The sequence below is a fragment of the Klebsiella oxytoca genome, from assembly GCF_009707385.1.
Taxonomy (GTDB): Bacteria; Pseudomonadota; Gammaproteobacteria; order Enterobacterales; family Enterobacteriaceae; genus Klebsiella; species Klebsiella oxytoca_C.
Map to the genome: position 1 here is coordinate 2,768,329 of NZ_CP046115.1, position 26,364 is coordinate 2,794,692.

Annotated in this window: 32 protein-coding genes; 9 read left to right on the forward strand and 23 right to left on the reverse strand. The window is 52.2% G+C overall.

All coding sequences use genetic code 11. The annotated features are described in order from the left end of the window. Positions 1-35 precede the first annotated feature (35 nt). The 9 genes from GJ746_RS12795 to GJ746_RS12835 all read right to left on the reverse strand — a co-directional run bounded on the left by GJ746_RS12795 (position 36) and on the right by GJ746_RS12835 (position 7,509). Positions 36-551, reverse strand: coding sequence for a fimbrial protein (locus GJ746_RS12795; protein ID WP_154680542.1), 516 nt, complete (start codon positions 549-551; stop codon positions 36-38). A gap of 10 nt (positions 552-561) precedes the next feature. After that, on the reverse strand, positions 562-1,068 hold the full coding sequence (locus GJ746_RS12800) for a fimbrial protein (RefSeq protein ID WP_227852638.1): 507 nt from the start codon (positions 1,066-1,068) through the stop codon (positions 562-564). A gap of 13 nt (positions 1,069-1,081) precedes the next feature. Then, on the reverse strand, positions 1,082-1,834 hold the full coding sequence (locus tag GJ746_RS12805) for a fimbria/pilus periplasmic chaperone (protein ID WP_154680543.1): 753 nt from the start codon (positions 1,832-1,834) through the stop codon (positions 1,082-1,084). 12 nt (positions 1,835-1,846) lie between these two features. Continuing rightward, the gene (locus tag GJ746_RS12810; protein ID WP_154680544.1) at positions 1,847-2,371 is read right to left on the reverse strand and encodes a fimbrial protein; all 525 of its coding nucleotides are present in this window, start codon (positions 2,369-2,371) and stop codon (positions 1,847-1,849) included. After that, entirely contained in the window at positions 2,371-2,964 is a 594-nt protein-coding gene (locus GJ746_RS12815) for a fimbrial protein (protein WP_154680545.1), read from the reverse strand. The genes GJ746_RS12810 and GJ746_RS12815 overlap by 1 nt, the downstream gene beginning before the upstream one ends. Before the next feature lie 32 nt (positions 2,965-2,996). Next, on the reverse strand, positions 2,997-3,731 hold the full coding sequence (locus GJ746_RS12820) for a fimbria/pilus periplasmic chaperone (protein WP_154680546.1): 735 nt from the start codon (positions 3,729-3,731) through the stop codon (positions 2,997-2,999). A gap of 19 nt (positions 3,732-3,750) precedes the next feature. Next, on the reverse strand, positions 3,751-6,252 hold the full coding sequence (locus GJ746_RS12825; RefSeq protein WP_154680547.1) for a fimbria/pilus outer membrane usher protein: 2,502 nt from the start codon (positions 6,250-6,252) through the stop codon (positions 3,751-3,753). Positions 6,253-6,362: 110 nt separating this feature from the next. Next, positions 6,363-6,896, reverse strand: a complete 534-nt coding sequence (locus GJ746_RS12830; protein WP_154680548.1) for a fimbrial protein — start codon at positions 6,894-6,896, stop codon at positions 6,363-6,365. A 67-nt stretch (positions 6,897-6,963) separates the two neighbouring features. Continuing rightward, on the reverse strand, positions 6,964-7,509 hold the full coding sequence (locus GJ746_RS12835; RefSeq protein ID WP_154680549.1) for a fimbrial protein: 546 nt from the start codon (positions 7,507-7,509) through the stop codon (positions 6,964-6,966). 920 nt (positions 7,510-8,429) lie between these two features. Between GJ746_RS12835 and GJ746_RS12840 the strand changes: the two genes are divergently transcribed. Beyond that, positions 8,430-9,752: an NAD(P)/FAD-dependent oxidoreductase gene (locus tag GJ746_RS12840; RefSeq protein WP_154680550.1), complete on the forward strand. Its 1,323-nt coding sequence runs from the start codon at positions 8,430-8,432 to the stop codon at positions 9,750-9,752. Positions 9,753-9,806: 54 nt separating this feature from the next. Here the strand turns inward: GJ746_RS12840 and map are convergent, their stop codons facing one another. The 3 genes from map to GJ746_RS12855 form a co-directional block, all read right to left on the reverse strand. After that, entirely contained in the window at positions 9,807-10,586 is a 780-nt protein-coding gene (gene map / locus GJ746_RS12845) for a type I methionyl aminopeptidase (RefSeq protein ID WP_154680551.1), read from the reverse strand. Next, complete coding sequence (locus tag GJ746_RS12850; RefSeq protein ID WP_154680552.1) at positions 10,567-10,785, reverse strand: ParD-like family protein; 219 nt, start codon at positions 10,783-10,785, stop codon at positions 10,567-10,569. The genes map and GJ746_RS12850 overlap by 20 nt, the downstream gene beginning before the upstream one ends. Positions 10,786-10,911: 126 nt before the next feature. Continuing rightward, positions 10,912-11,370: a winged helix-turn-helix transcriptional regulator gene (locus tag GJ746_RS12855; protein ID WP_154680553.1), complete on the reverse strand. Its 459-nt coding sequence runs from the start codon at positions 11,368-11,370 to the stop codon at positions 10,912-10,914. A gap of 61 nt (positions 11,371-11,431) precedes the next feature. Here GJ746_RS12855 and GJ746_RS12860 point away from each other — a divergent pair, with 61 nt between their 5' ends. Then, on the forward strand, positions 11,432-11,668 hold the full coding sequence (locus tag GJ746_RS12860) for a tautomerase family protein (RefSeq protein ID WP_154680554.1): 237 nt from the start codon (positions 11,432-11,434) through the stop codon (positions 11,666-11,668). Positions 11,669-11,802: 134 nt separating this feature from the next. Here GJ746_RS12860 and GJ746_RS12865 read toward each other — a convergent pair whose 3' ends face one another. Beyond that, complete coding sequence (locus tag GJ746_RS12865; RefSeq protein WP_154680555.1) at positions 11,803-12,690, reverse strand: LysR family transcriptional regulator; 888 nt, start codon at positions 12,688-12,690, stop codon at positions 11,803-11,805. 108 nt (positions 12,691-12,798) lie between these two features. On the opposite strand from GJ746_RS12865, the gene GJ746_RS12870 reads away from it, so the two are divergent. Then, positions 12,799-14,106, forward strand: coding sequence for a serine hydrolase domain-containing protein (locus tag GJ746_RS12870; protein WP_154680556.1), 1,308 nt, complete (start codon positions 12,799-12,801; stop codon positions 14,104-14,106). A gap of 95 nt (positions 14,107-14,201) precedes the next feature. Here GJ746_RS12870 and GJ746_RS12875 read toward each other — a convergent pair whose 3' ends face one another. Then, positions 14,202-15,089, reverse strand: coding sequence for a LysR family transcriptional regulator (locus GJ746_RS12875; RefSeq protein ID WP_154680557.1), 888 nt, complete (start codon positions 15,087-15,089; stop codon positions 14,202-14,204). Positions 15,090-15,185: 96 nt separating this feature from the next. Between GJ746_RS12875 and GJ746_RS12880 the strand changes: the two genes are divergently transcribed. The 3 genes from GJ746_RS12880 to GJ746_RS12890 all read left to right on the forward strand — a co-directional run bounded on the left by GJ746_RS12880 (position 15,186) and on the right by GJ746_RS12890 (position 17,269). Further along, entirely contained in the window at positions 15,186-16,241 is a 1,056-nt protein-coding gene (locus GJ746_RS12880; protein WP_154680558.1) for an SDR family oxidoreductase, read from the forward strand. A 321-nt stretch (positions 16,242-16,562) separates the two neighbouring features. Next, entirely contained in the window at positions 16,563-17,060 is a 498-nt protein-coding gene (locus GJ746_RS12885; protein ID WP_227852640.1) for a DUF2975 domain-containing protein, read from the forward strand. Between the two features lie 2 nt (positions 17,061-17,062). Next, the gene (locus tag GJ746_RS12890; RefSeq protein ID WP_004120193.1) at positions 17,063-17,269 is read left to right on the forward strand and encodes a helix-turn-helix domain-containing protein; all 207 of its coding nucleotides are present in this window, start codon (positions 17,063-17,065) and stop codon (positions 17,267-17,269) included. On the opposite strand, the gene GJ746_RS12895 is transcribed toward GJ746_RS12890, so the two are convergent. The 7 genes from GJ746_RS12895 to GJ746_RS12925 are packed head-to-tail and all read right to left on the reverse strand — an operon-like array spanning position 17,266 to position 22,581. Continuing rightward, positions 17,266-18,021: a GntR family transcriptional regulator gene (locus GJ746_RS12895; RefSeq protein WP_154680560.1), complete on the reverse strand. Its 756-nt coding sequence runs from the start codon at positions 18,019-18,021 to the stop codon at positions 17,266-17,268. The genes GJ746_RS12890 and GJ746_RS12895 overlap by 4 nt on opposite strands. 13 nt (positions 18,022-18,034) lie before the next feature. Then, positions 18,035-18,775: a sugar isomerase domain-containing protein gene (locus GJ746_RS12900; protein ID WP_154680561.1), complete on the reverse strand. Its 741-nt coding sequence runs from the start codon at positions 18,773-18,775 to the stop codon at positions 18,035-18,037. A gap of 16 nt (positions 18,776-18,791) precedes the next feature. Next, complete coding sequence (locus GJ746_RS12905) at positions 18,792-20,102, reverse strand: PTS ascorbate transporter subunit IIC (protein ID WP_154680562.1); 1,311 nt, start codon at positions 20,100-20,102, stop codon at positions 18,792-18,794. After that, a complete protein-coding gene (locus GJ746_RS12910; RefSeq protein ID WP_154680563.1) occupies positions 20,099-20,386 on the reverse strand; it encodes a PTS sugar transporter subunit IIB in 288 nt (95 codons plus the stop codon). The genes GJ746_RS12905 and GJ746_RS12910 overlap by 4 nt, the downstream gene beginning before the upstream one ends. A gap of 45 nt (positions 20,387-20,431) precedes the next feature. Beyond that, positions 20,432-20,866: a PTS sugar transporter subunit IIA gene (locus GJ746_RS12915; RefSeq protein ID WP_154680564.1), complete on the reverse strand. Its 435-nt coding sequence runs from the start codon at positions 20,864-20,866 to the stop codon at positions 20,432-20,434. Continuing rightward, on the reverse strand, positions 20,859-21,599 hold the full coding sequence (locus GJ746_RS12920) for a creatininase family protein (RefSeq protein ID WP_154680565.1): 741 nt from the start codon (positions 21,597-21,599) through the stop codon (positions 20,859-20,861). Before GJ746_RS12920 ends, GJ746_RS12915 begins: the two co-directional genes overlap by 8 nt. 10 nt (positions 21,600-21,609) lie before the next feature. Then, on the reverse strand, positions 21,610-22,581 hold the full coding sequence (locus tag GJ746_RS12925) for a phosphotriesterase (protein WP_154682719.1): 972 nt from the start codon (positions 22,579-22,581) through the stop codon (positions 21,610-21,612). Between the two features lie 467 nt (positions 22,582-23,048). On the opposite strand from GJ746_RS12925, the gene GJ746_RS12930 reads away from it, so the two are divergent. After that, positions 23,049-23,297 (forward strand): hypothetical protein, encoded by a 249-nt coding sequence (locus GJ746_RS12930; protein ID WP_154680566.1) that lies wholly within the window; start codon positions 23,049-23,051, stop codon positions 23,295-23,297. A gap of 109 nt (positions 23,298-23,406) precedes the next feature. Here GJ746_RS12930 and GJ746_RS12935 read toward each other — a convergent pair whose 3' ends face one another. Then, positions 23,407-24,300 carry an oxidoreductase gene (locus tag GJ746_RS12935; protein ID WP_154680567.1) on the reverse strand — a complete coding sequence of 298 codons (894 nt, stop codon included), beginning with the start codon at positions 24,298-24,300 and terminating at the stop codon, positions 23,407-23,409. 147 nt (positions 24,301-24,447) lie between these two features. Between GJ746_RS12935 and GJ746_RS12940 the strand changes: the two genes are divergently transcribed. Continuing rightward, positions 24,448-24,672: a YdcH family protein gene (locus tag GJ746_RS12940; protein WP_154680568.1), complete on the forward strand. Its 225-nt coding sequence runs from the start codon at positions 24,448-24,450 to the stop codon at positions 24,670-24,672. A gap of 60 nt (positions 24,673-24,732) precedes the next feature. Here the strand turns inward: GJ746_RS12940 and GJ746_RS12945 are convergent, their stop codons facing one another. Further along, the gene (locus GJ746_RS12945) at positions 24,733-25,569 is read right to left on the reverse strand and encodes an alpha/beta fold hydrolase (RefSeq protein WP_154680569.1); all 837 of its coding nucleotides are present in this window, start codon (positions 25,567-25,569) and stop codon (positions 24,733-24,735) included. A 390-nt stretch (positions 25,570-25,959) separates the two neighbouring features. On the opposite strand from GJ746_RS12945, the gene GJ746_RS12950 reads away from it, so the two are divergent. Further along, a complete protein-coding gene (locus tag GJ746_RS12950) occupies positions 25,960-26,352 on the forward strand; it encodes an amino acid-binding protein (protein WP_154680570.1) in 393 nt (130 codons plus the stop codon). Positions 26,353-26,364 lie beyond the last annotated feature (12 nt).

A 26,364-nucleotide genomic window follows, 5' to 3' on the forward strand; every position in this document is an offset into this window, starting at 1 on the left:
ACCGCGTTAAATAGTATTCCGACCACGGGATTCCGTTACAAATATTCCGCCTTCAAGGTCACCGTCGCCTCGAACGGCCCTTCAGCCAGCTCAATGTTCGGCCTTTGCACCAGCAATGCTTCAATCTTGGGTATCGCCGAAAGGCTAATTTCTACCGGTGTATCAAACTTAAAAGGCTGGCCGTCACGCAGGATCTTCACCCCAAGATTGCCAATATTGCCCATCGATGTGGCAACCGTCGCGCGATCGGTAGTATCAAATGTCGCCAGAGTTCCCCGTACGCTAAGCATCAGTTTCCAGTCTCTGCCGGCAGTGCTGTCGCATACCAGGTTGTACGGCACATCCTGACGATAAACACCGTCACTGACCTTTTTGATCGACAGACGATCGCCAAACGGCACGTGAATAGTTTTATCGTTGTCTATCGAGCACGGCGGCGGATTGACCAGCATCCCTTTAAAGATGACGTCGGCTTCATTGGCGGCCATCGCCGGACTAACGCCAACGAAAAGGATGTTGAGTAAAAGCGCGGCTGTTGTTAGCTGACGCATTAGATAATCCTCATTGATAGCTAAACACCATAGTCGCTGAACCGTTAAACGCCCCGTCTGGTAGCGAGGCGTTGGTCTGCATGACCGGAACCGCATACAGAGCCGGAGGGTTATTATCGGCATAGGTAAAATTCAGCACTCCGCTATTGGGAGCGATGGTCGCTTTACTCGCGTCGTACACTTTTATCCCAAGGCCCGTTACATCGGTGGTAAACAGCTGGCCGTTAAATGACGCGCCGTTACCTTTGAGATTAATTTTTAACGTATTACGAAGCAGGTTTGTGCATTTCAGCGTATAGACAATCGGCGTTTCGTAGTTCGCACCATCAATTCGGGTGGTCAGTACTTCACCAAAATTGACCACAATCTGTTGATTGTCATTGATTTCACATTCAGGTTCGACAATATTGCCGGTGATAGTCAACGTGGTTGTTCCACCGTCTGATGCCAGGCCGTATGGTGATGCGGCTATCAGGCAGCAAAGAACGGCAAGGCGCCCTAATTTCCATGTTTTCACTTTCTGCCTCCCGTCAGCTTTCAGGCGTGATAACCGGCTGCGCCTTACAGGCGGAACCGGTACACTGGAATGGCAGCAAACGTAAGCTACCGTAATCATTCACAAAAACCAGAACTGGCGTTGCGCCCAGGTCAGCTGCGCCCACGTTCAGCGCCGTCTGGGCCTTTGGCGCTACCATTATCGGTTCAAATCCTTCCTTGCCCTTTCCCTTCACGCTGCTACGACCTTCAACAAACGTCAGATGGTACGGCGTCGGGTTATTCAGCGTGTAGCTATTGCCATTTTTAGCCAGCGTCACGTTCTGAATGCCGGGAAAGGAATCGTATTTCGAATCAACCTTTATGGCGGCCGGACGCCAGAAAATTTTCAGCCGGGTCTGCAGCGCCAGCGTTAAGACGTTTGGCTTATCGCTACGCGGCGGAATTTCACGCAGGTTGAACCAAAACACGCTCTCTCTGTCTTTCGGCAGCTTGCCGATATCCGGTAGAACCTGAACCCGCACCGCGCTTTTGGAACCGGCTTCGATGCGCTGCACCGGCGGCAATACCATCAATGGGCTCGTGATTTTGGCCTCTGTTTCATCTTCTATCCAGGTCTGCGCCAGATAGGGTTCCTGAGTATTCCGATTCGTCACGCTCATACTGACGCTTTTGTCCCCTTCATTAACGATCACCCGCGAACGGCTAACCGTTAATGCCGCCTCAGCGGGTAACAAAGAACTCGCCGATAACACTGCAACCGTGGCAAAAACGAGTGTTTTCTTCATAACGAGCTACCTCTAGTCGTACTCAAGCAAAAATGTTGTCACGCATTCGAAATCCCCTTCGCGCACCCGGCTATGGACCGGCGCGGAAACAAAAGCCTGGAAATTTAAATTGGTGTCACCTGTTGTCAACGCGGTCGGCCGCATTGTGGTATTAGGCAACACCGGAGTACCATCGGCATCTTCAATGGCGATGGCGATCCCGCCAGCCGTCCCCGTAACCGCGAAAAGTCCGGGTTGATCGACATCCTCGGCCCCCATGAAAGTGACCTTCACCGTGCTCCCCAAAGAGAGGTCGCAGTTAATGAGCATGATGGTGAAGCGCTCACGTTCACTCAGGTGATATTTAATAAACGTTTTTGACGGTATGTTCCTGAAATCAACAATCTGATCTTCTGAATCCACGTGCAGTTCACACGGGTCAGCTACCAGATTACCGGTGAAGTAGACATCCGTATCAGCATGAGTGGCCGATATACTGACCAGCAGCAGCATGGGAATGCCCACCAGGCTTAGCGCTCGCGCTATGTGTCTTTTCATTATTCGTACTCCAACCCGACATTCACTACGCTGCGCCATTCGTTGGCCATCAGCGGAGCAGGAAGACGCCATAGCTGCGCCTGAAACACCAGATCGTTGCGTCCGGGAGTAAGGATCTGCGGCCGGCTTGACATACCAGGACGCAGGAGCTCGCCCCGCTGGTCGCTCAATCGCAGCGCTACCCCTGTCACGCCTCCATGTACCCTGAAGAACCGACCATCCGTAGGTTCTACTTCTCCGTAAATAGTCATTCTTACGGCGGACTGCCCGTTAAGCATCAGCGAACCCCGCATCAACTGATGGTCTCGCATAAACTGATACTCTCCGGGACAGCGATCTAATTTGATATATATCGCTACCGGCGTCGTAACCGAACCTGGCTGATCCAGTCCCCAGGCGACGGTACTGCCCAAATCGATCTCTTGTTCCGCCGATTCCGGCAACAGTACACACGGAGACGCAACCAGCGTGCCCGTGGCGCGAATTCCACCATTGAGGCCGTCAGTGTCCCAGTTTGCGGCGCTAGCCACAGAAACGACCCCGGCTGTTAATAGCCAAAGAATCAAGGTGGTACGACCGAATCCATGTTTCATCAGGCATCTCCTGTGTACAACACCAGCTTCCATCAGGATGCTGGTTTGGCTGCCGCACGGCAGACATTACCGTTGCAGCTAAACGGCAAAGTGGGTTTACCGCCGAAATCGTTAATCGTGGTGACGTGCGGCGTCGTAAAGTGTGAACTATTCACCATCGCCGTCGATTTTGGCGCGACCATTACCGACTCAAATCCCTTCGCCACGGCCATGTTCGGCGCTGGAGTAATACCAATCACCGTCACGTAATAAGGCGTCGGATTCTCCACCCGATATCCGCCGTTCACCTTCTGCAGCACCAGTTGGTTATCCCAGCGGCTATACTTCTCCGGCAGGATGGCTTTTGGCCGATAGAACAACTTTATTTTGGTATGCAGCGCCAGCTGCATCACATTCGGCCGCTCGCTTTTCGGCGGAACTTCGCGCACGTTAAAATAAAACAGGCTCTCTTTATCCTGAGGTAACATTGCTGCATCCGGCATTGCATTGATGCGCATAACGCTTTTACTCTTTGCCTCAAGACGCTGTAGCGGTGGCACCACGACCAAAGGACCGCTTATTTTGTTCCCCTGCGCATCCTCAATCCATCCCTGGGCCAGGTACGGCATGGACGTACTGTCGTTAGTAATATTCAGGGTAATACTCTTCTCCGAGCCGGGGAAAATCGCCCGCGTTCTGTCCAGGGCAATCGCCGCTTCTGCATCATTCAGCAGACCTGATGTCAGCGTTCCCAGCAGAATAGCCATCGCAGTTTTATTTACTTTCATTCCATCACCATTCACTTTCTCAGCCGCGAGATATCGGTTTGCATGGCAGCAACAGCTGCTGTGCAGGGATGACTCGTGGCAGTACGACTTCACACCGGGCGGAACCGCCCCAGTGCACGGTTAAATGTTCATCCGGATTAACGCCGCTCAACCAGGCCAGTCCGCCGTCGCTGACCATTCCCAGCTCTCGCTCTTTGGCGTTATGAACCGTCGCGCCAAACGGTGGATGACGACCATCTTCCTGGCTGAGAATAGCCACCACTTTCGAGCCCTTTAACACATCGAAACGGCGGAATCCGATGGCGCCTTCGGTGAGCGCCAGCTCAGCAATCGGTGAACCGGAAGTCTCTACGTCGTCTGGTAAACGGTTAACATCGATTTCGGCACTGGTGCGGAAATAGTTCGGTACACCCGGGATCACCGCAATACCAAAGGCGTTGCTATAGCCCTGATAGCCTACAGGCACCCCGCTCACCCCATCCGTGCTGATCATCAGGCGGGTACCGCCCTGAACACCGCCGGAATGCAGCGCCACGCCTTCAGCCGTTGCGGTCATACCGCCGCTGGCAGAGATACCAAAGGAGGTAAACTGGCTTTGCGCCCAGTTAAAGTTGGTAGTGACATCGGCCATACTGCCAAGGTGCGAGTAATAGCCGCTCATCTGGCTACGCGTTCCCTGTCCACCGCCCATGCTGTTACCGGCGTTGATGCGATAATAGTCATTATTTTCAAGACGATCGCTCCAGCTGGCGTTTTGCGTATAGCGGTCGCGGTTTATGCTTCCGTTGTAGCCAACCGTGCCCGAACCAAATGGCATCGAGAGCGAAAGGTAGGCAGTATCGTCCTTACGTCCGTTAAATTCGCTGCGCGCTGCGTTGAGCGATACCGACAGATGCCGCCAGTCGCCGAGATCAAAATATTTGTTAAGAGAAACGCTGTAGCGATCGGTCGCCGGGCGGTTCCAGTAAGTCTGGTGCGACCAGTTAATACTGGTGGAGAGGCGCAAATCTTCGAAATTCTTGGTCGCCTGGATGGTATACAGCTCTTTACTGTTACCGATGTAACCTTCCCGGTAGCGAATATCTAAATATTCACCCATGGTGAGATAATCGCGCTCGGAGAAGCGATAGCCTGCAAAAGTGACTTCACTGTTAAGTTCATCAAAGCGTTTGGAATAACTGAGTCGCCAGGATCTTCCGTTACGGTTTTTGTCCCCCGGGAAGCGGGCGCTGGCATGAGTAACGTCAGCGGACAATGTGCCGTAAATGCTCATATCACGGCCTGCCCCGAGCGCCACGCTGTTGTAGTCCTGCGAGAAAATACCGCCGCCGTACACCGACCAGGCATTCGTCAGGCCCCAGGAGAGTTCACCGGTAGCAAAATAAGGTCCCTGGGTACTGTGGCGATAATCCCTTGGACGACCGGTGGTCAGCTTGTAACGAAGCTGGCCGGGACGCGTCAGGTAAGGAACCTGGGCCGTATCCACGGAAAATGTCTGAACCGAACCATCCTGTTCTTCAACCCGCACATCCAGTCTTCCGGTCAGGGCGCTGCTCAGCTCATGAATACGGAACGGTCCCGCCGCGACGGTACTCTCATAGATCACTCGCCCCTGCTGGGTGACCGTAACCTTAGCGTTCGTCCGCGCGATCCCCGAAACTTCAGGAGCGTAGCCGCGCAGTTTTGGCGGCAGCTGGCTTTCATCGCTGACCAGCGATAACCCGGTATAGCGCCACGAATCGAAAAGATCGGAAGTAAGATAATCCTCACCGACGGTAAGCTTTGACATAATGCCAGGCAGCGCGCGGTAGGCGTAGAACCGGCTCCAGTCAAACTCACGAGTGGTGCTGTTCGGGCGTCCAGTGGTGTTGTAATAGCTTCCCTGGTAATCCCCTCTTAAACGCCATGGGCCAAGGTTAACCCCGGTGGTACCGCTAACGCTGGCACTCTGGCTCTGATTGCCGCGCCGAGGAAACGTGACATTGGTGTTGAGGTTGTAATCAAACAGCAGACCAGGAATACCATCTTCCCAGCGGGAAATAGGCAACCAGGAAGCATCCTGATACTCCAGCCACGCTTGCGGAACGGAAACCTGTAAGGAGGATTCGGACAGATCGCCGCGCAACACCATACCTTCAAGCGCGGAGAAATCAGCACAACGACCGCCTTCAAGCCACTGAATCATTTTGAGCGCATCTTCACGCAGCCCGAGTAAATCGACTTGCTCAGGCGTCAGGCAGGCTTCGACAACCAGTTGATCGTCGCGTGTTCTTTCAACGAAAGTGATATCCTGATCGGAAATGCCGTGATCGTTAAGACGCATGCTCAACGTGTAGGTCCCGGGCATAATATATCCGGCCCGAGAAAAGCGGGATAAATCGATATTCTCACGGTCCTCAGAATCCAGAATATCCACATTAAACTCTACCGCCACAACTGGTGATGTAGAACCAAAAATGGCAATAGCAATGTAAACACCCAGACGCCGCAGGTAATAAGCTGGTGGTCTGCTTTTTTTCATTTTTTAAAATCCATTTATTGCCTACCAGAATTCACCAGTGGGAAAGTTTCTACTACGGGGAAAATGGATGAGGAGGAATAAAGGTCCCAGCCATTTAATAACGCTTTAAGTTACTGATAAGTCACCATAAAGCGAATAATTCCGTACCAGTCACCTTCCGACAACGATTTTCCGCCGCGCACCAGCGATAATAAATAACGCAATTCATTATTATCATTTTGTAACATGACGGCCGGCATCGGAATTCCGTCTTGTGCCACATCGCCGACCTGGCTGTGAATACGTAGGCCAAGCCCCTGAGCATCGCCATAAACTTTAAAAATATCGCGACGAAATACGTCCGTTTCCCCACTAAAAGTGATATTCACGCTTTGCCATAAACCGCCATGACTTCTTTCCAGTGAACAGTTCACCAGACGAACAGCGAAGGGTTTAATAATTGCTTTGCCTTCCTGGTCAAGGTCATTATAAGAAATCACCCCAAATGGTATTTCCTGCCAGATATCATCAGTATGAATAGAGCAGGCTGATTCCTGAATCTGACCATTCATTGTGACGAGTCCCTTGCCCTGCTCGGATGCCACAGAAACAGAAGATATTCCCAATAAAAGACTCGATGTCAGGAAACGCGTAATTTTTACCATGACTGTGCTCCTGAATATCGGGCTGCAGACGCAGCCCGAATAAAACTACTTGAGAACAGGCTACGACTTATTGATAAGCCAAGGTAAAGTTAGTAACCGCTTCAAACTCACCCGGAGTTACGTTAGTAACTGAAGCGATTTTTTCCAGGTAAGCGCTAAAGCTCAGAGAGTTGTTACCAATGCCGAGAATACGACCTGCAGTCGGCTTATCTAAAGTGACCATCGTGCCAGAGTAATCTTCGATACGAACACCAGCGCCAGCAGCCTGACCGGTAATAGCCAGCATGGTCATGTCGTTAGGAACGTTACCGCCATTGAAGGTGACAGTTACGGTGTTATACATCGGGTCGCCGTTTGAATCCTTCGCGAAGGAACAGTTTTCCAGCTCAATGCTGAACGGACGAGGAGTAGAGATACCGCCGTTATCTAAATGCGTATTGGAAATCTGTCCCAGTTCGATACTCTGATCGCCGTAGCCATTTTTAATTGAGCATGGAGCATCAATAATCGAACCCCAGAACTTGATCTTGCCGCTTCCCTGATCGGCCTGAGCTGCGAAAGAGGCAACACCCATAGTAAGAACAACAGCAGATGCAATTTTGCTAATTTTCATAATACATTCCGTTATATTAAAAGTTACTGGATAACCATCCTGAAAATAACTCTCGAAGAAAACAGCTCATATTGAGAGGGATAAAAACCTCTATTTATCTTCTTGAGTTACGTTTATTTCCTGACAGCGAAGTCATACTAACGCGAAAAATCTTACAATAAAATATATGTACCTGCTGAAACGATCATTACGAGCTAATAATTTTATAAAAAAATATCTAACAGGATAAAATCCTGTGCGTGTAAGGTAATACGACAACACATGTGAAAATATTACTAATAATTTAAAATAAACTATTTGTATAATTTAAAAAGATCGCACGCATAGTTACACAAAAATAAAAACTGTTATTTTTCAGTGACTTGGACAAACGCCCAGAAATTTAAGAACATTAGGATTTTTCCATGAGAAAATTCCTAATACATAAAGCAAAAAAGGGGGTTCAAAAGACGAAAAATCCTATGAAATGGATGGGCGTTCTATATAGAGAAGAGCAAGAAGGAGCGTTATTTTTACCTCCTGGTCAAAAATACGCCTTGTAGACGAGGCTACATTATAGATATGTGGTCAGGGCGATCATGATCCACAGCAAAAATTGCTGCAGAATTTCGCACAGGAAGCGACAAGATATGAACTGTTGCCCTATCGCGGCAGCGGATGGAACCGACTAACCGCTCCAGGTTAAATCGCAAGCAGAAGACAAAGTTAAACCCATACATCAAGAGGTGTTATTTTGCCCGTTCCTTGTTATTCTGCTGAATTGTTGTCCAGGTGATTATCATTCAGCATTTCGCTGCTGCAGAAACTCTCCTGGCCACGGCGCTATTCTTGCCAGCTCAATATTGAAACCAATAAAAGGAAGAACGGCGAGCTTATTCACACCTGACGTGCAGGTGTTTTTTTCTACAGGGAGAATTATCGTGAAATTTGCATCAGTCCCTTTCAACCAGAATCAGGTAGGATGGCCGCTTAACGAAGCAGACCGTCACCGACAGCCCTCACTCAGTGGAGATATCAAAGCTGACTGGGTGGTTATCGGTGCTGGCTATGCTGGCGTAAGCTTTGCCCGCAGGCTTGCCAGCCTCGACCCGCAGCTAAATATTGTACTTATCGACGCCGAATGCGCCGCCAGCAGCTCTTCCGCAAGAAATTCGGGCTTTATTATTGGCCTGCCGCATAATATCGGCAGCTCTACCGCCGAGCTGAAAAAGGCGCAGGACTATCGCACTCTGCTGCAGGAAGGCATCCGGCTGCTTGAGGAAACGGTCAACGCGCGGCAGATTGACTGCGAGTGGGAAAATGTCGGCAAATACCACTGCCAGATAGACCCGTCCAGCGAAGCCATCATGCAGGAGTACATGGATAATCTGCAGCTTATGCAGGAGCCCTACAGCCTGCTGAACAGCGAAGAGCTGTACCAGAAGCTGGGAACCCGCCTCTATAGTAAAGGTATCTATACTCCCGGCTGTATTCTGGTGAACCCGGCGAAACTGATAGCGGGTCTTGAACGTCATCTGCCGGAAAATATCACGGTTTATCACCAGACTCCGGCCCTGGCCGTGCACAGTGAAGGCGGCGGTATCAGAGTAACCACGCTGCAGGGTACGATCCGCGCCGCTCAGGTTATGCTGGCTACCAATGCGCTGTCCCGGGAGCTCTCACCGGTAACTGCTCGTCAGGCATCTATGGCGACCTATGCCAGCATAACGGCCCCGCTGACGCCCGAGCAGCGTCAGCGCCTGCCGGAGATGACTAGCTGGGGACTCACGCCGGTTAATGCTATCGCTGGGGCAACGCTACGCTATACCCACGACCATCGTTTTCTGGTGCGTCAGCACGTCGACCCGGCATTACGCGGCGTGATTACCGCCGGACAGACCGCCAACGCCGCGCGACAGCATCTGACGTTGTTCCGCAATGCCTACCCGCAGCTACAAGATGTACCGCTGGAGCGCACCTGGTCCGGGACCATCAGCGTCACCCGTAATGGCGCGCCGGTATGGGGGCGTCTCGCGCCGCAGATCTGGACCGCCGGCGGCTGTAATGGCGCGGGTATATCCAAACAGACTATCGCCGGGACGCTTCTTGCCGATTTGGCTATGGGGCAGGACAATCCGCTGATTGCGGCCATGCGGTCACTTGGCGAGGCTAACTTTATGCCGCCTTCCCCATTCCTCGATATCGGGGTTGCTGGTGCACTATGGAAAGAGCGCTATATGGGACGTAAAGAAATGGCGCTGTAGTCCCGGTAAGAGAAAGCAGGTTTCAGTCCGCAGGATTGAAACCTGTTAACAGAATCACGCTGGAATGATTTCACCTCTACGCAACGTCAGTACTTCAAATCCCTCCGCGGTAACCGCGATGGTATGCTCCCACTGCGCGGACAGTTTCTTGTCACGGGTAACTACCGTCCAGCCATCTTTTTTGGTTTTTATCCGCCTGTCTCCCTGATTAACCATCGGTTCGATAGTAAATACCATCCCTTCTTTAAGGACCGCGCCGGTACCGGGTTTGCCGTAATGCAGCACCTGGGGATCTTCATGCATTTCTGTTCCCACCCCATGCCCGCAGTACTCCCTGACCACGCTGTAACCGTTCGCTTCGACATGGGACTGAATGGCATGGCCAATGTCACCGAGCGTCGCGCCGGGCCTGACAACGTTGATCCCCTTCCACATCGCTTCATAGGTTTTCTCTACCAGTCGACGGGCCAGCGGAGAAACGTCGCCAATCAGATACATTTTGCTGGAATCGGCAATCAGGCCATTTTTTTCCAGAGTAATATCAACATTGATGATCATGCCGGGCTTCAGATGTTCACTTTCCTTAGGCATGCCGTGACAAACCACTTCATCAATAGAAGTATTCAAGACATAGGGAAAATCATACTGGCCTTTGCTGGCCGGACGTGCGTGCAACTCGTTGACGATAAAATCCTCAACGCGATTATTGATGTCCATGGTGGTAACGCCGGGCTGCATAAAGGTATCCAGCATATCGAACACCGAGGCCAGCAGCGCTCCTGCTTGACGTTGTCTGGCCAGTTCGTCCGCGGTCTTAATGGGAATTGATAGCATTGATCACCTCCAGCAAACGATCGGATCCAGACTTTAGCATTAACAGCTTGATTTGTTGATGGTTGAGCTCCGGATAAAGTTCACTCATCATCCCCAGGCGGATCCAGTATTCCGCCTGTGCATTGACCGAACGCGACATCGCCTTGCTGGCATCACGAATATCGACGTGCAACAGGTCTGAAATTTTTACGATTCCCATTGATACATACCATTACGATTTATATACGTTCCGTATATTAACCCTCAGCGGTTCAGCGTCCAGTTTTTTGTCTGTTTATTGTTGAGTTAACTTTGTTATGTGACCGGGCCCCAGGGGTAACAGAGATCAGCGTTTAAGCGCCACGATCTGAATATTCTTTGATTCAACGACTCCCCCATTAGTTGACACAAATGCGTGGTGTATCAGGTCCCCGCTCTCTTTATCAACCAAAGCGATGTGAGGCTCATCGTGCAAAATATTCTTGTGACCCCATTCCATTAATGAAAAAAGGATCGGCGCCAGACTGCGACTTTTTGACGTAAGGACATACTCATAGCGTTCGCGAGCGCCTGCCTCTTGATATGGTATTTTGCTGAGCAATCCGAGTTCAGTCATTTTTTTTAACCGGTTTGCCAACGTCTGCTTTGGGATTTTGGTATGCGTACGTATCGTTTCAAAGCGAGTAACTCCATATAAAGCCTCTCTCAGGATCAATAAAACCCATTGATCTCCCAAAAGTTCTGCTGCTGCGGAAAGCCCACAAAGCTCAGGTAACAGATACGGTAATGAATTCTCTTTTGACATCTGAACTATTTCCCCCTAACCTGAGTATTAATTTTAGACCCAGATATTTAAGGAGAATACAATGCCCTTCGTTAATGTGCAAACCATTAAAGGAATTATGAATTCGGAGCAAAAAAAAGAGCTATTACGCCGTATGACAGACCTTATTGTCGAGATTGAGGGGAAAGGCGATCCAGAGTTTCGACGTTCAGTCTGGATTCGAATTGATGAACATGAACCTGAACAGTGGAGCCTGGGAGGAATTCAGCCAACATCTGAAGCTATTGCGGCTAAATTTTCGTCACCGCAGCGCTCCTGATTAATTCCGGCGGCGATATTCACGACAGTATGATTAAACAGTGCCCCATCAGCGGACAATAATACTGTCCGCTTCTCGCTTCCGCTACGTCATCCTTTTCACCCAGCCGCCGTAGCGTACGCAATGTCCCGCCATCATAGCTTTCTCCACAGCTCCGGCAGTAATGCGAGCGCGTCAGCAATCAACGGGCGTCTATCATTGCCGGGCTTCCAGATGGTCACCATCGTTTGGCCAATCCCCTGATTACCGACTTCAGTACACAGTGTTTTGACGTTTTTCCATCGTGCGGCATTCATATGCGTCGGCAAAAATCCCCAGCCGCATCCCTGTTCAATCAGACCACGCAGCATCTCCTGCTCATTAGTAAAAATGGTATGACCTGAAATTTGCAGCCGGCGCGCCACCGGTTCGTCGGTATCCGGATGCATAATCACCTGCGGCGCCAGCGACAGCTCCAGCAGCGAAAGCGGTGCTTTAGCGTCGGGGAAAAGCGCTTGAGAGGCGTAAAAATCCATCTCTATTGCTCCTAAGGCACGCCACTCCATGGCATCGCCTACGCTGCGATGGCGCGCCTGGCAAATGCCCAAATCGGCTTGTCCGCTCATCAGCAGCTTTTCCGCCTCATCACGCGACGCGTTAATCAAGCTCAGACGGGTATTGCGCTCGGCCATCGTAACTATCAGCGATTGCAGCAACGCTCTGGGGGTAAAAGGATCGTAGACCAGGGAAATTTCCTGGGCCGCGCGCTTCGGCACTTCTTTGGCAAACGCTTCAAATGCCTTCACCTGACGCATCAGCAGGTGCGCCTGGCGTTGTAACTGCTCGCCTTCCGGCGTCAGGTGCAGGCTACGTCCTTCGCGCAGGAACAGCGGATATCCCAGCCCATCCTCAAGGAAATCAATCAAATCGCGCAGCGTCGTGCGATCTTTGCCCAGTTTGCGCGCGGCTTCCGCCAGACTGTTGCACTCCACGACGGCGGTGAAAGCTTCCAGCTGGGCAAATGAATAAATCAGGCTCGACATGTGGCCCTCCATCCGGTTTTTCAGGGGGATTTTCCCCCATTATGCGCTTTTTATCATCAGCCGACTTTTTTTAAGCTAAATGCCTTCCTGACCTGAAAGAGAAAAAATATGAACAGCAAAGTGTTTCAACGTCGCCTGCTGGCGGGCATTGTTATCAGTCTCTGCGGCGGCCTGCTGGCCCCCGTCGCCCAGGCCGCCTGTGCCGGAACCGAACTGAGCGCGTGCCCTGCCCCCTTTGATGCCCGGCTTCCGGATACGCACAAAATGCTCACCTGGAGCCAGCGCGAACGGGTAATCGGTTTTCGCAACGACTACCGCAATTATGCAGGAGATGTTTTTCATCACGGTAACGCCGTTCCTCTGCTGACCGCGCCGAAACAGCTAACCGACGCTAGCTATCGGGTAAATGGCAAAACCTATAACCTGCAGGATTACCTGCGGCGCCAGAACGTTAGCGGCATGCTGGTGCTGAAAGATGGCAAAGTCGCCTGGAAATATCTGGGTGAAGGCAATACCGACGCCACCCTCTGGACGTCCCGCTCGGTGGGCAAATCCGTTGTTGCTACGCTGACGGGGGTGGCGATTAAACAAGGTAAAATTCACTCGCTTGACGATCTCATCACACAATATGAACCCGACCTGAAAGGCACCGCCTGGGAAGGTGTAACGCTCAAACAGCTGATCACCCACACTTCCGGCGTGGCGTGGAATGAGGACTACACCGACCCGAAATCGGACTTTGCACAGCTTACCGAGTGTGAAGCCAGGCCCGGCGCTTACGACTGCGTTCGTAAGCTGGTATCCGGCCTGCGCCGTGAACACCCGGCCGGAGAGCACTGGTCTTACTCATCCGGCGGCGCGTGGCTGCTGGGAGATGTGCTGGAACGCGCTACCGGCATGACCCTGGCGGCGTACCTGGAGAAAAGTATCTGGCAGCCATACGGTATGGCGAGCGACGGCGTGTGGCATGCCTATACCAAAGGTCAGCACGATGTGGGTGCCCATGGCTTTAACGCTACGCTAGAAGATTGGGGACGCTTTGGGGAATTTATTCTTCATCATGGCGTGTTGCCGAACGGCGAGCAGATTTTGCCGGAAAACTGGGTTGCCCAGTCTGCCAGCTGGACCCAGGCGGCCGGGTCGGTGTCAGCGGCACATCCAAAGGGCATTTATGGCTACCAGTGGTGGAATAACGAAGTGCCGGCCAATTCGACAAACGTTGAACCGACGCCGCAGGCATCCCTGAAGAATTCGCTATGGGCTCTGGGAATTTTTGGTCAAATGATTATGGTCAATCAGGCAGAAAATCTGACGATCGTTCAGTGGTCAACCTGGCCGCAGGCGGAGCCCTCTTTTAGCGCCCAGCCGCTGGAAGCATCGCTGATGTTCAGCGCGATCGCGCAGGAACTGCATTGATGCTGAATTGTTGCTGAGCGTTTAGGGTCTGCTCAGAGGGATTCGTTTTCCTTTAACACCGGCGTCCGCTCTCTGCCAGAGCGGACGTTTCAGTTTTAAATGCTCTGCGTGACCCCAGGCAGCAACTGTTCAATCACGCGAATAATGCTTCTGACCCGCGGCGGGATAAAACGGGCGTCAGGATAAACAGCGTAGAGAAAGCGATCCGGTAATCGCCATGCGGGTAATATTCGGACCAGCCGGGCGGACTGTAACGCCCTGGCTACCAGCGGGATCTGCATGCCGCCAACACCGATGCCGGACTCCAGCGCCTGCAGTAATGCCTCGCTCGTGTTCGCGCGGAACACGGTGTTCACCTTCACATCAATCGTTTCATCTGCAGAAACCAGGCGCAGCGGTGCATCGTGCGGGATGCCGCTAAATCGTACATAAGGATGGGTAGCTAATTCGCCGATGGTTTGTACCGGTGGAAAATCAGGCGCGGCATAAAGCGCCGTTTCAATGCGCCCCAGCGCGCGTGCCGCGTGCAGTTGCGGAGGTTCACTACTCAACCGCAGCGCGACATCGACGCCTTCAGTGACAAGATCGGCGATACGATCATCAAGTGACAGCGTAAGGTGTAGTTCGGGATTCATTTTCTGCAGCGCCAGTAAATGCGGTAAAAATATCCGCCCTAAACCGCCCGGCAGCTGCATATGTACCTTACCCTGCCATGGACGATCGTCAGGATTCAGGCGCCTCTCCGCTTCGCGCATGGCATCAAGTACAAGCTGCATATCTCGTCGATAGCTTTCCCCCTGTTCGGTCAGCACCATCGCTCGCGTAGTGCGATGCAGCAGCACTACGCCGAGCTCCTCTTCAAGGGCCGCAATTTGCTGACTGACGGCGGATTGTTTCATACCTATCTGGCGGGCGGCCGCAGAAAAGGATCCTGCTTCAACCACGCGCAGGAAGGTGGCGATGGCATTGAGCTTATTATTCATTTAATGATTCTGCTTATAAGTACCATCAGTTATACGGGATATGTTTAAAAAAAATAATATATCACACTGTCTCTGTCACCCTGTCGGAGAAATAACGTGAACACGAGACCGCACCAAAAAGTCGCGCTGGTCGCTGGCGCCAGCGGCATTGTTGGCACACAGCTTGTCAAAACGCTTTTACACAATGACTGGGAGGTTATTGGCCTCAGCCACCGTGCCATAGCTCACCCTGCTAACATTTTGCTACTCAACGTCGATTTACTGGATACCCAGGACAGCGCGCAAAAGCTGCAATCACTCAACGGCATTAGCCATATTTTTTACAGCGCATGGCTGAACGCTGCAAACTGGGCAGAAATGGTCGAACCAAACGTCGCCATGCTGCGCAACCTGGTCAGCAACCTTGAGAAAACCTCACCGCTACGAACGGTAAGCCTGATGCAGGGATATAAAGTCTATGGCGCGCACCTTGGCCCCTTCAAAACGCCGGCGCGGGAAAGCGATCCGGGCGTACCCGGCGCAGAATTCAACGCCGCCCAGCTCAACTGGCTCAACCATTTTCAGCGAGGAAAGGCATGGCGCTGGAATGCTATCAGACCGGGAGTGGTGGGCAGCGCGGTACCCGGCAACACGATGAATCTCGCACTGAGCATTGCGCTCTATGCTTCACTGTGCAAGGCGCTGGATTTACCGCTGCGCTTTCCCGGTTCGGAAAAAACCTGGCATAGCATTGTCGACCACACGGATGGGGAATTATTGGCCGAGGCGACGATTTGGGCCGCAACCTCATCGATGGCAGAAAATGAGGCTTTTAACGTCAACAACGGTGATATCTGGCGCTGGTACGAGCTGTGGCCGCGCATCGCAAACTGGTTTGCTCTGGAATGCGCCCCGCCGGTCAGGCGGTCATTCCAGCAACTGTTTCTCGACTACCGTGCGCTGTGGCGCGAGATGGCCGGGCAGCATTTGATAGAGCCCGATCTCCTGCAGCTAAGCGACGGGAATTTTGCCGATTTCGTCTTTGGCTGGAACTACGACATGTTTGCCGATGGTAGCAAGCTGCGCCGGGCAGGCTTCACCCGCATGCAGGCAACCGACGACATGTTTTTCCGCCTGTTCTCTCAGCTACGAGCCGCACGCGTTATCCCCTGATAGGGCGCGTTCCCGGACATGCCTATAAGCAAGGGCCGCGCGATCGGGTTTATACGCCTGTTTTCGCGCGTCCTCGCTCTTTATCTTCAGCCACACTCACCATCAATGTTAAATACAAAACAATAAAACTTTATTGTAAAACGATAAATATCAGGATATTCTGCGCGCAATTTCATCGCTTAATTTGCCGGGAGAGGCAAACAATGAACTGGATTGATATTTTGTGGGCGGTATTGACGTTTCTGTCGATCGTGGTGTTTATTTCAGGAAGGTGGAAGGTGAAAGGTGAAAAAAGCGCAAAATAAGCTGAGTTTGTTCTTAATGGCTGGAATATTGCCGCTGTTTTTTATCCTGGCGTTAATTACGCCAGTGTGGATCTATTTTACCGGCGAGACGTTTTTTCTCGCTAATATGCTGAAATTTGCCGAGGTGCCCTTCGGCAATGAACATACTTTGTCTGCCCCCACCTATAAGCTGCTGTTACTGCTGGCGCTGCTTTATTTACCTGCCGGACTTTTCGCCTGGGCCATCTGGCAGGGAATTCGCATCACTCAATACGTCAGACAACGCACTATTCTGAGCCTCGACCTCGCCCTGAGGGTACGAAAAATAGCGCTGGCGATGCTGGGAATGGGCATTCTGCTGCCGCTATTTCGCTTCATGGTTCCGCTGGTTTTTTACTGGCCGCATCCCTACGCGCAGATCGTTCTTTTGCTCAGCGATTTCATACTGCTGCTGACGGGCGGCTTGTTATTTGTGACGTTTCACTCCATGCTCGAAGGGATCAGAGCGGAAAATGAGAATAAGGAGTTCATCTGACTATGGCGGTGGTGGTTAATCTGGACAAATTGCTGGTGGAAAGAAAAATGACGTCCAGGGCGCTGGCGGCCTATGTCGGGATCACCGAGCAGAATCTGTCTTTGCTCAAATCGGGAAAGGTAAAAGGTATTCGCTTCGATACGTTGGCCAAAATCTGTCAGGCGCTGGAGTGTCAACCAGGCGATATTCTCGCCTGGGAGGCGGATTAGGTACCCTTCTCGATAGTACAGTTCCACTGCTGGCTCACGCTGCTCTGGCTGGTGGCTATCTGTAGCGACAGGCTTGCGTCCAGGGTATGCGCAATGCTGTATTCAAGCACTACGTCATCCAAATCGCGGGCCACCCGCTCAATCCGAAACAGCGGGAGACCCGGCTCAATATTTAACAATCCTGCCGTGCGGGCATCGCAACAGACCGGCGTATAGCGCTCCGTGGCGTTAGCCGGAGAGTAGCCGAAGGTTTCCCGCAGCTGCTTATACAGCGAGCGGCTGCCGTCCACATGGCTCAGATCGTTGTAAATACGGCCATTAAGCCAGGTCAGCACATGACCGACCGGCCGTTCCTCCTGCACTAATAACCGCTCCAGTCGCATCAGCTGGCTGCCCAAATCCAGCCCCATTTGCCCGGCAACCTGGCGGTCAGCCATCGTTGAAATCAGCGACAAGACCTCCACTTCTACCGCCCCCGGCCCGGCAAAGGTCGTCAGCACGTCCGGCAGATCGGTGTAATATCTCTGCAGCGCATCGCGGTTGATAAAGGTCCCTTTACCCTGCTCGCGGTAAACCATGCCAATGCTGGCCAGCGAATCGATCGCCTGCTTAATTGTTCCGCGCGCGACCTTGAACTCCCCGGCGAGCAGCAGCTCGCCCGGCAGTTTATCGTCGTAGGTAAAAGAGAGGATCCGCTGCAGGATAACGTCTTTTATCCTTAAATAGAGAGGGAGTCCATCCGACTCAAACATACTTGTGCTCCACTCAGAGATAGTGTATTTGGCTCCTGTATCTGCTCAGTATATCCTGATTTATCGCCTGATTGCCGTCTATGTTTGCGCTGGCAAGGATCGGCGGGGTGTGCGCATTTTCCAGCATCATTTCGCAGACGCGTAGCACCAGGCTATTCGCAATCGCCGCGCCCATAATGGTAGAGAGCGGCGCGGCTTTCTGCGCCAGCCCCGGCAGACTAACCGCCGCATCGCCATACTCGCAGTGATTATCGAGGGTGATATCGGCTATATCGACCAGCAGCTTGCCGCTGGAGTGGCGCGACGTCACGCGCGCAGCCGTTGCAAGGCTGGTAATGGCAATGACCTTCGCGCAACAGGATTTTGCCGCCAGCGCGACATCAATGTTAATCGCGTTCCTTCCTGAAACCGAGTGGATCAACAGCGTATCCCCGGCCCGCAGCGGGGACTGCTCCACCAGAACACGACCGAGATTTTCCACATTTTCCACCGCGCTGGTGAGGGTTAACGGCCTGACGTTAAGCATCAGCGCCGGAGTAAAAAGCGGATTAACCACCGCCAGCCCCCCTGCCCGATAGCTCATCTCTTCCGCCAGAATCCCGGCGTGGCTGGCGCCAAAGACGAAGATATTGCGCTGTTCCACAATGCTCCGGGTCATCATTTCCGCCGCCCGGGTTAACTCCCCTGCGCGCTGCTCAAGACATGCCAGCTTCTGGCGGATCTGGCCGTAATACTCTTTCAGTGCCTGACTCATAGACTTCCTCCTGATATCAGAACGTCAGCAAGCGGGTCAAAAGATGAATGACTGGCGCGAGTACAAACATATCGCTATCGCCAGCCCATAGCGCGGTATCCGGAATTGTGCTGTTGATGAAGCCGGTGACGCAGAAATACTGCCCCCATGCGACCACGGTCGAGGTGATAAATCCCGCCAGCAGCGCGCCTTTATAGCCTCCGGTAATATTGCCGAAAACGCCTGCCGTACCGGCGTGAAAGAAAATCACGATCATGCTGGGAATAAAGACGTAGCCGGTATAGCGGCCAATAAGAGTCAGCCATAGCAGAGAACCAACAAACGCGCCGACGAAGCCCAGCACCACCGCGTTGGGGGCAAAGTTAAACAGTATCGGGCAGTCCAGCGCAGGCTTTGCGCCGGGAACCAGCCGCGAGCCAATGCCGTTAAACGCCGGTACCATTTCGCCAATAAACATCCTCACGCCGAGGAGCACCACGGCGATACCGCCGGTAAACATCAGCGATTGTTTCAGGGCGTAGATGTAGAAGCTCAGATCGCCGGATTGGGCAAGAATTTCAGCAGCTTTCGGCGTGCCTTTGATCTGCAAAATAAAGGTGCCAATAAAGAACAGCAGCGCCATGGTCAATGCCGTTACCACATTGGAATCGCGCAGAAAACCGAGCTTTTTAGGAACTTTGATATCCTCGGAGCTGATTTTATTGCGGGCGAATATCTGGCCGAAAATCGCCCCCAGCAGCGCGACCGAGGCGGAAGTATGGCCCAGCGCTACGTTATCATTGCCGGTGATTTTCCGTACCCATGGCTGAACCAGCGCTGGCTGTAAGGTCCAGTACAGTCCCATAATGACCGTCAGCATTAGCGTCAGCTGGATAGCTGAAATACCGGGATCGGTGTTCACCATCACTCCGGCAAAGATCATCGTGGTCCAGAACATCATATGTCCGGTCAGGTAGATGTATTTAAATCGCGTCAGCCGGGCCAGCAATAAGTTAATGGCGAACCCACCGGCAATAGCGATAGTCACGCAACTTCCATAGCGCTCGCTGAAGCGCGCCTGGCCGATAATATTGGTCAGATTCATCGAGCTGAGGCCAAATACTTCGGTCCAGATCGGCTGAAATATCAGCAGCGCGGACACGATAATCCCCGCCCCCGCACCGATAATCAGAAAACCCAGGATCCCCTTGAGTGTGCCGGAAACAATTTCCGCCAGCGATTTCTTTTGCAGCACCAGGCCCAGCAGCACAATCAGACCGATTAAAATCGACGCCTCACCAAATATATTGATGGTTATCCAGCGCAGCACGCCAAGAAATTCGTTCATGACGTCTCTCCCGTATGCAGTATTTTCGCCTGCGCCAGCGCCGCGGTAATTTCGCCGTTATCGATATAGTTATTCACCACCACCACCGGACAGGACAAATGCCTGAGGTTATCAACCAGTTCCGCGTTGGTTATCACCACATCGGCATTGGCTGAAGCGGCGGACGAGACGTCCATATGTTCTACGGAGGCCTGGATACCGTGTTGTTTTAACACTGCTTCAACGTTCATTTTTAAAATCAGGCTGGAGCCCATACCTAAACCACAGACTGTCAGAATTTTCATCGCGATTCACTCCGTGTTAATCAAGCTACAAACGCTGCGAGCAGGCTATGACGCGCTGGCTAACAGCCGATAAAGTTGTTCAGGATCGTGAGAATGCATCAGGGTATGCAGGTTATTTTCATCGCTTAGAACGGTGACGATATGCTGAATAAGCTGGATGTGCGCATCGCTACTGGTTGCCGACAGGCCCAGCACCACCTGCACCGGGTCGTTGTCTGCATGACCGAAGACCAGCGGCTCGCGCAGCCTGACGGCACTGATTTGCGCTTTCATCGCCCCTTGCTCAGGACGGGCATGCGGCATAGCAAGCCCCGGCGCAATCACAAAATAGGGGCCCAGTTCGTGGTAGCTATCGACCATGGCCTGAACGTACTCCGGACTACAGGCTCCCGTTCGGCAAAGCGCGTTTCCCGCTACGCGAATTGCCTCCTCCGGCGTAGCGGCGGAACAGTCGACGGTTATCGCCTGACGTTCAATCATGACTGACTCCTTGCGTTAAATGATGGCGGATAGAGGCCAGCGTGGTTTCCAGCGCCAGCTGGACGAACGCGCGTCCCTTCTCTTCACTGGCCTGAGCGGGATCGCCCAGCACCGCATAATCCGAAAACTCGGTCCAGGGTACCGGCTGATAGCGAAAGTTCTGTGGAAAATGCGGATAGTGCGCGCGGGCGTTGGCCATGGAGACAAACTCCGGCGCCAGCGCCAGCATCAGCGACGTTTCGACCTCGTCGGCGTGCATATAGCCAGGATAAGCCACCGCCGAAACCTGCCGTTTTTTTACCTCCTCATCCATGCCCGCCCAGCTATAGCTAAGCAGCGTGATGCCCTGCTCTTTAAGCTGGCGGGAAGCGGCTTTCATGGCGTCAAAATTTCCGTAATGCGCGTTGATCACCGCCGTGGTGGTAATACCGTAGCTGGCCATGTTTTCCGCCAGCGATACCAGCAGCGAGGTCAGCCGCTCATTACCGATGTCAATCGCGCCCGCGTGGCCGCGCAGTGACCAGACCTGGCTGTAGGAGACGACCGGCAGGCTCAAGGCGCAGTCGCCCAATTGCTCATCGAGTAGTGCGCAAAACCGCTCGGCCAGCAGATTATCGGTATCCAGCGGCAGGTGGTCACCGTGGGGTTCGACGGCGCCGAGCGGCAACAGCGCGATTTTCGCCTTCTCCAGCGCCTGTCGGGCCTCACGTTCATTTAAATGATGCAGCTTCATAGCGTCCTCTCTACTCGAAAGCGAAGTAGCGCGCCGGGTTTTCGACAAAGAAATCATGCAGCAACGCTTCACCATCAAACCCGGCCTCATGCGCCTCTTCAATGAATCTTGGCCGCCAGTCGCTAAGGATGAACTTCAGCCCCAGCCCGCCTTTGCCATAGTGCGCGCTCATTGATTTACGGGCAAAATCGCCGCCAATTAAGATTTGTTTTTGATAACCTCGCTGGCACAGCGCCAGAATCGCCTGGGTGCGAATATGTTCAGGGTGGTATTTGATGCGGCTGATACCGTCAAAAGAGAGAAACGCCCCGGTGTTGGCGATCTGACGGTGCAGCCACGGATCGGGGTTGCGATCCATATGAGCAAAACATAAGCGGGACAAATCCAGCCCCAATTTTTTAAAGATCTGCGCCTGTTCTAACCCCATCGTTCCCATTTCCGTATGGCTGTGCATCGGCGCTCCGGTACGCTGCTGGGCGCGAACGATAACCTCCATGGTCTTTTGTTCCAGTGGGGAAATGGCGTTGTAGCCGGTGCCGCACTTCACTACGCCAGCGCGATGGACCGTACCTTCAATCCCTTCGGTAACCTCACGGCATACATGTTCAACCAGCTCATCAATGTCTGAGTTTGCAATCCATTCGGCAAAAGTCTGCGTCAGCCCTGGCCGCGGGCTGCTCCACAGAAAGCCTTTGTTAAAACCCGCGGTAGCGATAATGTGCAGCTGCTGGCGCTGCGCCATGGCAGCGACGGCTGCGGCCTGACGGCCATAATCCGGCGCGGTGGCGTCGTAGATTGCGTTCCCCCCGGCCTGGCGGAAGTCGCTTAACTCACGTTCTGAAGCCAGCGGATCGTCGAGTAAAAGATCGTCATCCCGACGCTCGGCCCAATATGGCGGAATACAGTAGATGTGGTCGTGGCTATAGGTTACGCCCAGCTGATTAGCAGAAATATCCCCGTTTAACGTACGAATGCTGCCCATGTTTCTTGCTCCCTGGAACGGATAAGAAGGTACTTTCAACATAGGTGAGCGCCACTTGACCAGTCAAGTGATCAAGTTCGCATCAATTATATTAAATTCTTATCTGTGAGGCGCGTCGATATTTCCGGACCGGCGGTTAAACATTAACAAGTGAAATAATTGTGCAGAAAATCTGACCATCAGTTTTCATACCGCATGGTGATAAGGCGTGATTAGCTCAATACTGATGCTGACAAAAACGTGACGTTGTCACATATAATAATATAGCCTTACTAAACGATTACTGATGTTAGAAATCCGTTCCCTGCCCGCCATAAAATTAAATTTAGCCTTTTAAAACAATAAAGTAGAAGATATAAAACGAAAACCATCTCAGCCTAATAATCCCATTCATTGATTAAAAAGTTTAATTGAATGAATCGATGAAAGGAGTATTGTTAAAAATGTTGATGATAGGAGATAAATAAATGTTACGTGATTTTTTAAAAGTAGAGAAAGAAGACCGTCTGGTAGAACAACAAGGCGCCAGCGACGGTAAAATCAATTCAACGGATGTTACTGAATGGATTATTGTGAATAAAAATGGTGATAAAAAAGGCCGCGTAGCCTTATTTAACCAATTTAGCACCCGCCGTTCATATTGCGTGAATTATCGGATCACACAATTTGATAACAGCGGAAAAGTGGTGGTAGACCGGTTAGCGGAATCTCTTTAATCACGGCAAACCCGGGATGGATTAACGCACATTTGTCGCCATTCCCTAAAGCAATCGGATGACGCTCTAATAACGACCGGCCCGGTGACTCCGGACCGATCGATGTTTTTTATCCCGGCCCGTCACTGGCGGCGGCCAGCAGCGGCACTATCACATCGCTTAACGGCGTGGCAATGTGATAAATCCTGCCGTATCGCTGCACGACTCCGTTACGTATATCCCATTCAAGCGGCAGTCCGGCCTGTCGATCGGTGAGTATGGAAGTACTCAGATCTGGAGGGGCCCGATGGAAACCGTCGATAATTTCCTGCAATACGCCATCGTCCAGGCTGGCGCCAGCGGCGCGGGCTACCGCAAGACACTCTTTTAAATAAGCTAAGGCCAGCTGCGTGATATCTTCACGCGCAAACATCCCCGCTCTTCTCCCCGCCAGCACCATCAAACCCGCGACCGCGTTTTGCAGCAGTTTACGCCACGCGACTGCCGTAAAATCGGCGCTAATGTCTACTTCGCAGCGGGTGCCCCGCAGCGCGCGCTGCACCAGGTCAGCCCCCCGCTCGTCGGGCAACGTAAGTCGCGGTTTCGCCCGTAGCCAGACGGAAGCCTCTGGTTCGCGTTGTGCGGGAAACCAGACGACCGACGGTAGTATAGCGGCTTCCGGCAGGTGCGCGGCGAACAGCGTTTTTTGTTCTACGCCGTTCTGTAAGACGCAAACCACCGTTTTATCGTGGCATAGCGCTTTCAGCCAGGGCGCAATAGCCGCAATTTGCGTTGCTTTTACCGCTACAAAAACCAGGTCAAACGGCCTGGCGACCGTCCCGGGATCGGTCACCACCGGCCCCGGAACCACAATGCTTCCGCCGTCGAAGCGCAGGAGTAGCTGCCGATGAGCGCTACGGCCGCACACCAGAGGCGTTCGCCCTACCTCATGCAGCGCAGCGGCGATGGTCGTTCCGATTGCGCCAGGACCGATCAGCGCTATGGTGGGCTCTTCAACTGTCATCTATGCCTCCAGGCCGGTCCCCGGCTTCTGAGATTTCATCGCAACATAACATAAACGCGACTTTGTTCTCATTACCATTTTATTCATATGGGTAATCTGAACCTGTGTGTCAGCGTACACACTTTTCTCCATTAACAAGGAAGGTACATGTTTCCAGAATACAGAGAGTTGATTTCTCGATTGAAGACCACGCATCCGCGCTTTCAGTCGCTATTCGAAAAACATAATGCACTCGATCACGATATTTCACGCATAGAAGGAGACGATGGCAAAGGATACAGTCTCGAGCTTGTACATATGAAGAAAGAGAAACTTCTGTTGAAGGATGAAATGCTTAAAATCCTCCAGCATGAAAGCCTGAACAAGGCCTGACGCTGGTGAAAAGGCCGCCAGATGGCGGCCTCTCTTATTTCACACGACTATTTCAGACGACTACGAGCGAATAAACGCCAGCAGGTCTGCGTTAATCACATCAGCGTGCGAGGTATGCATACCGTGTGGATAGCCCGGGTAAATTTTTAGCTGGCTATTTTGCAGCAGCTTGTCCTGCAGTATTGCCGCGTTTTTATAGGGAACAACCTGATCGTCATCGCCCTGCATGACCAGCACCGGTAGCGTAATCGCTTTTAAATCCTCGGTCTGGTCGGTTTCAGAAAATGCCTTAATCCCTTCATAATGCGCCTTCGCGCTGCCGGTCATGCCCTGACGCCACCAGTTCTGAATGGTACCCTGCGAAACTTCTGCGCCATCGCGATTAAAGCCATAGAACGGACCGGACGCTACGTCGAGATAAAACTGCGAGCGGTTGGCGGCCAGCGCTTTACGAAAACCATCGAAGACTTCAACCGGCGTACCGCCCGGATTGTTTGCTGTTTTTATCATCAACGGCGGAACCGAGCTAATGAGTACCGCTTTGGCCACGCGCCCCTGCGGTTGACCATATTTGGCAACGTAGCGCGCTACCTGTCCGCCGCCGGTAGAATGCCCGACATGAACGGCATTATGCAGATCCAGGTGCTCTACGACCGCGGACGCGTCGGCGGCATAATGATCCATATCGTGACCTTCACTCACCTGATCTGAACGACCGTGACCGCGACGGTCAATCGCTATAACCCGGAAGCCTTCTGCCAGGAAAAAAAGCATCTGGTTATCCCAATCATCAGCGCTTAAAGGCCAGCCATGATGAAATACGATAGGCTGCGCCTCTTTCGGGCCCCAGTCTTTGAAATAGATATTGACGCCGTCTTTGGTTGTCACAAATGCCATGTTACAAACTCCTCTATTGAGAAAACAAGGCTGCGGGCCTGACGCCTGCAGTTAGTCGGGTATAAAGGTAGATGTTCTGTCTGTCGACGATCGTTCCTCGTTCGGCTTGAAAATGACCCGGCTGAAAAAGTGTAGATGATTTTTGCCGATGCGGGAGGTGAAAATGATATTTTTACTAATAGTTCAGGGGCGAAAAGGCCTTGAAAAGTATATTTTTTGCTCAATTTAATAAATGAAATGATATTCCACACATTCCATCTTTCGTTTCCCAACGAAGCATGATGAATATCAGACCCTATAGTAAGCGCGGTAATCCTGAGTCAGCGCTGTCAGCGCAAACAGACGAAGACCGGGTCTTTATCATTTAATCCCGTAGAGGAAACTATCGCTATGTATGATATTCACATTATTCTCGACAATACGCCGGGGTCACTGGCATCGCTGGGTACTCTCGCTGGACAACATGGCGTGAGTCTGGAGGGCGGCGGCGTTTTTACTACCGGTAACGAAAGTCATGCGCACTTTTTGGTTGAAGACGGCGCACGAGCCCGTGAGGTCTTAACCCATGCAGGTCTCGATGTCCGGGATGTGACTAAACCTCTTATCAGAAAATTAAAACAGGAACGGCCGGGAGAGCTGGGAAGAATAGCCAATGCGCTTGCGTCACACGGAATTAATATTTCCGTACAGTATAGCGATCATAATAATCGATTAATTCTTGTTACTGATAATAATGAGCTGGCAGCAATAGTGACGCAAGAATGGGATATTGCGGCTGAGTAAACTGTCCAGATT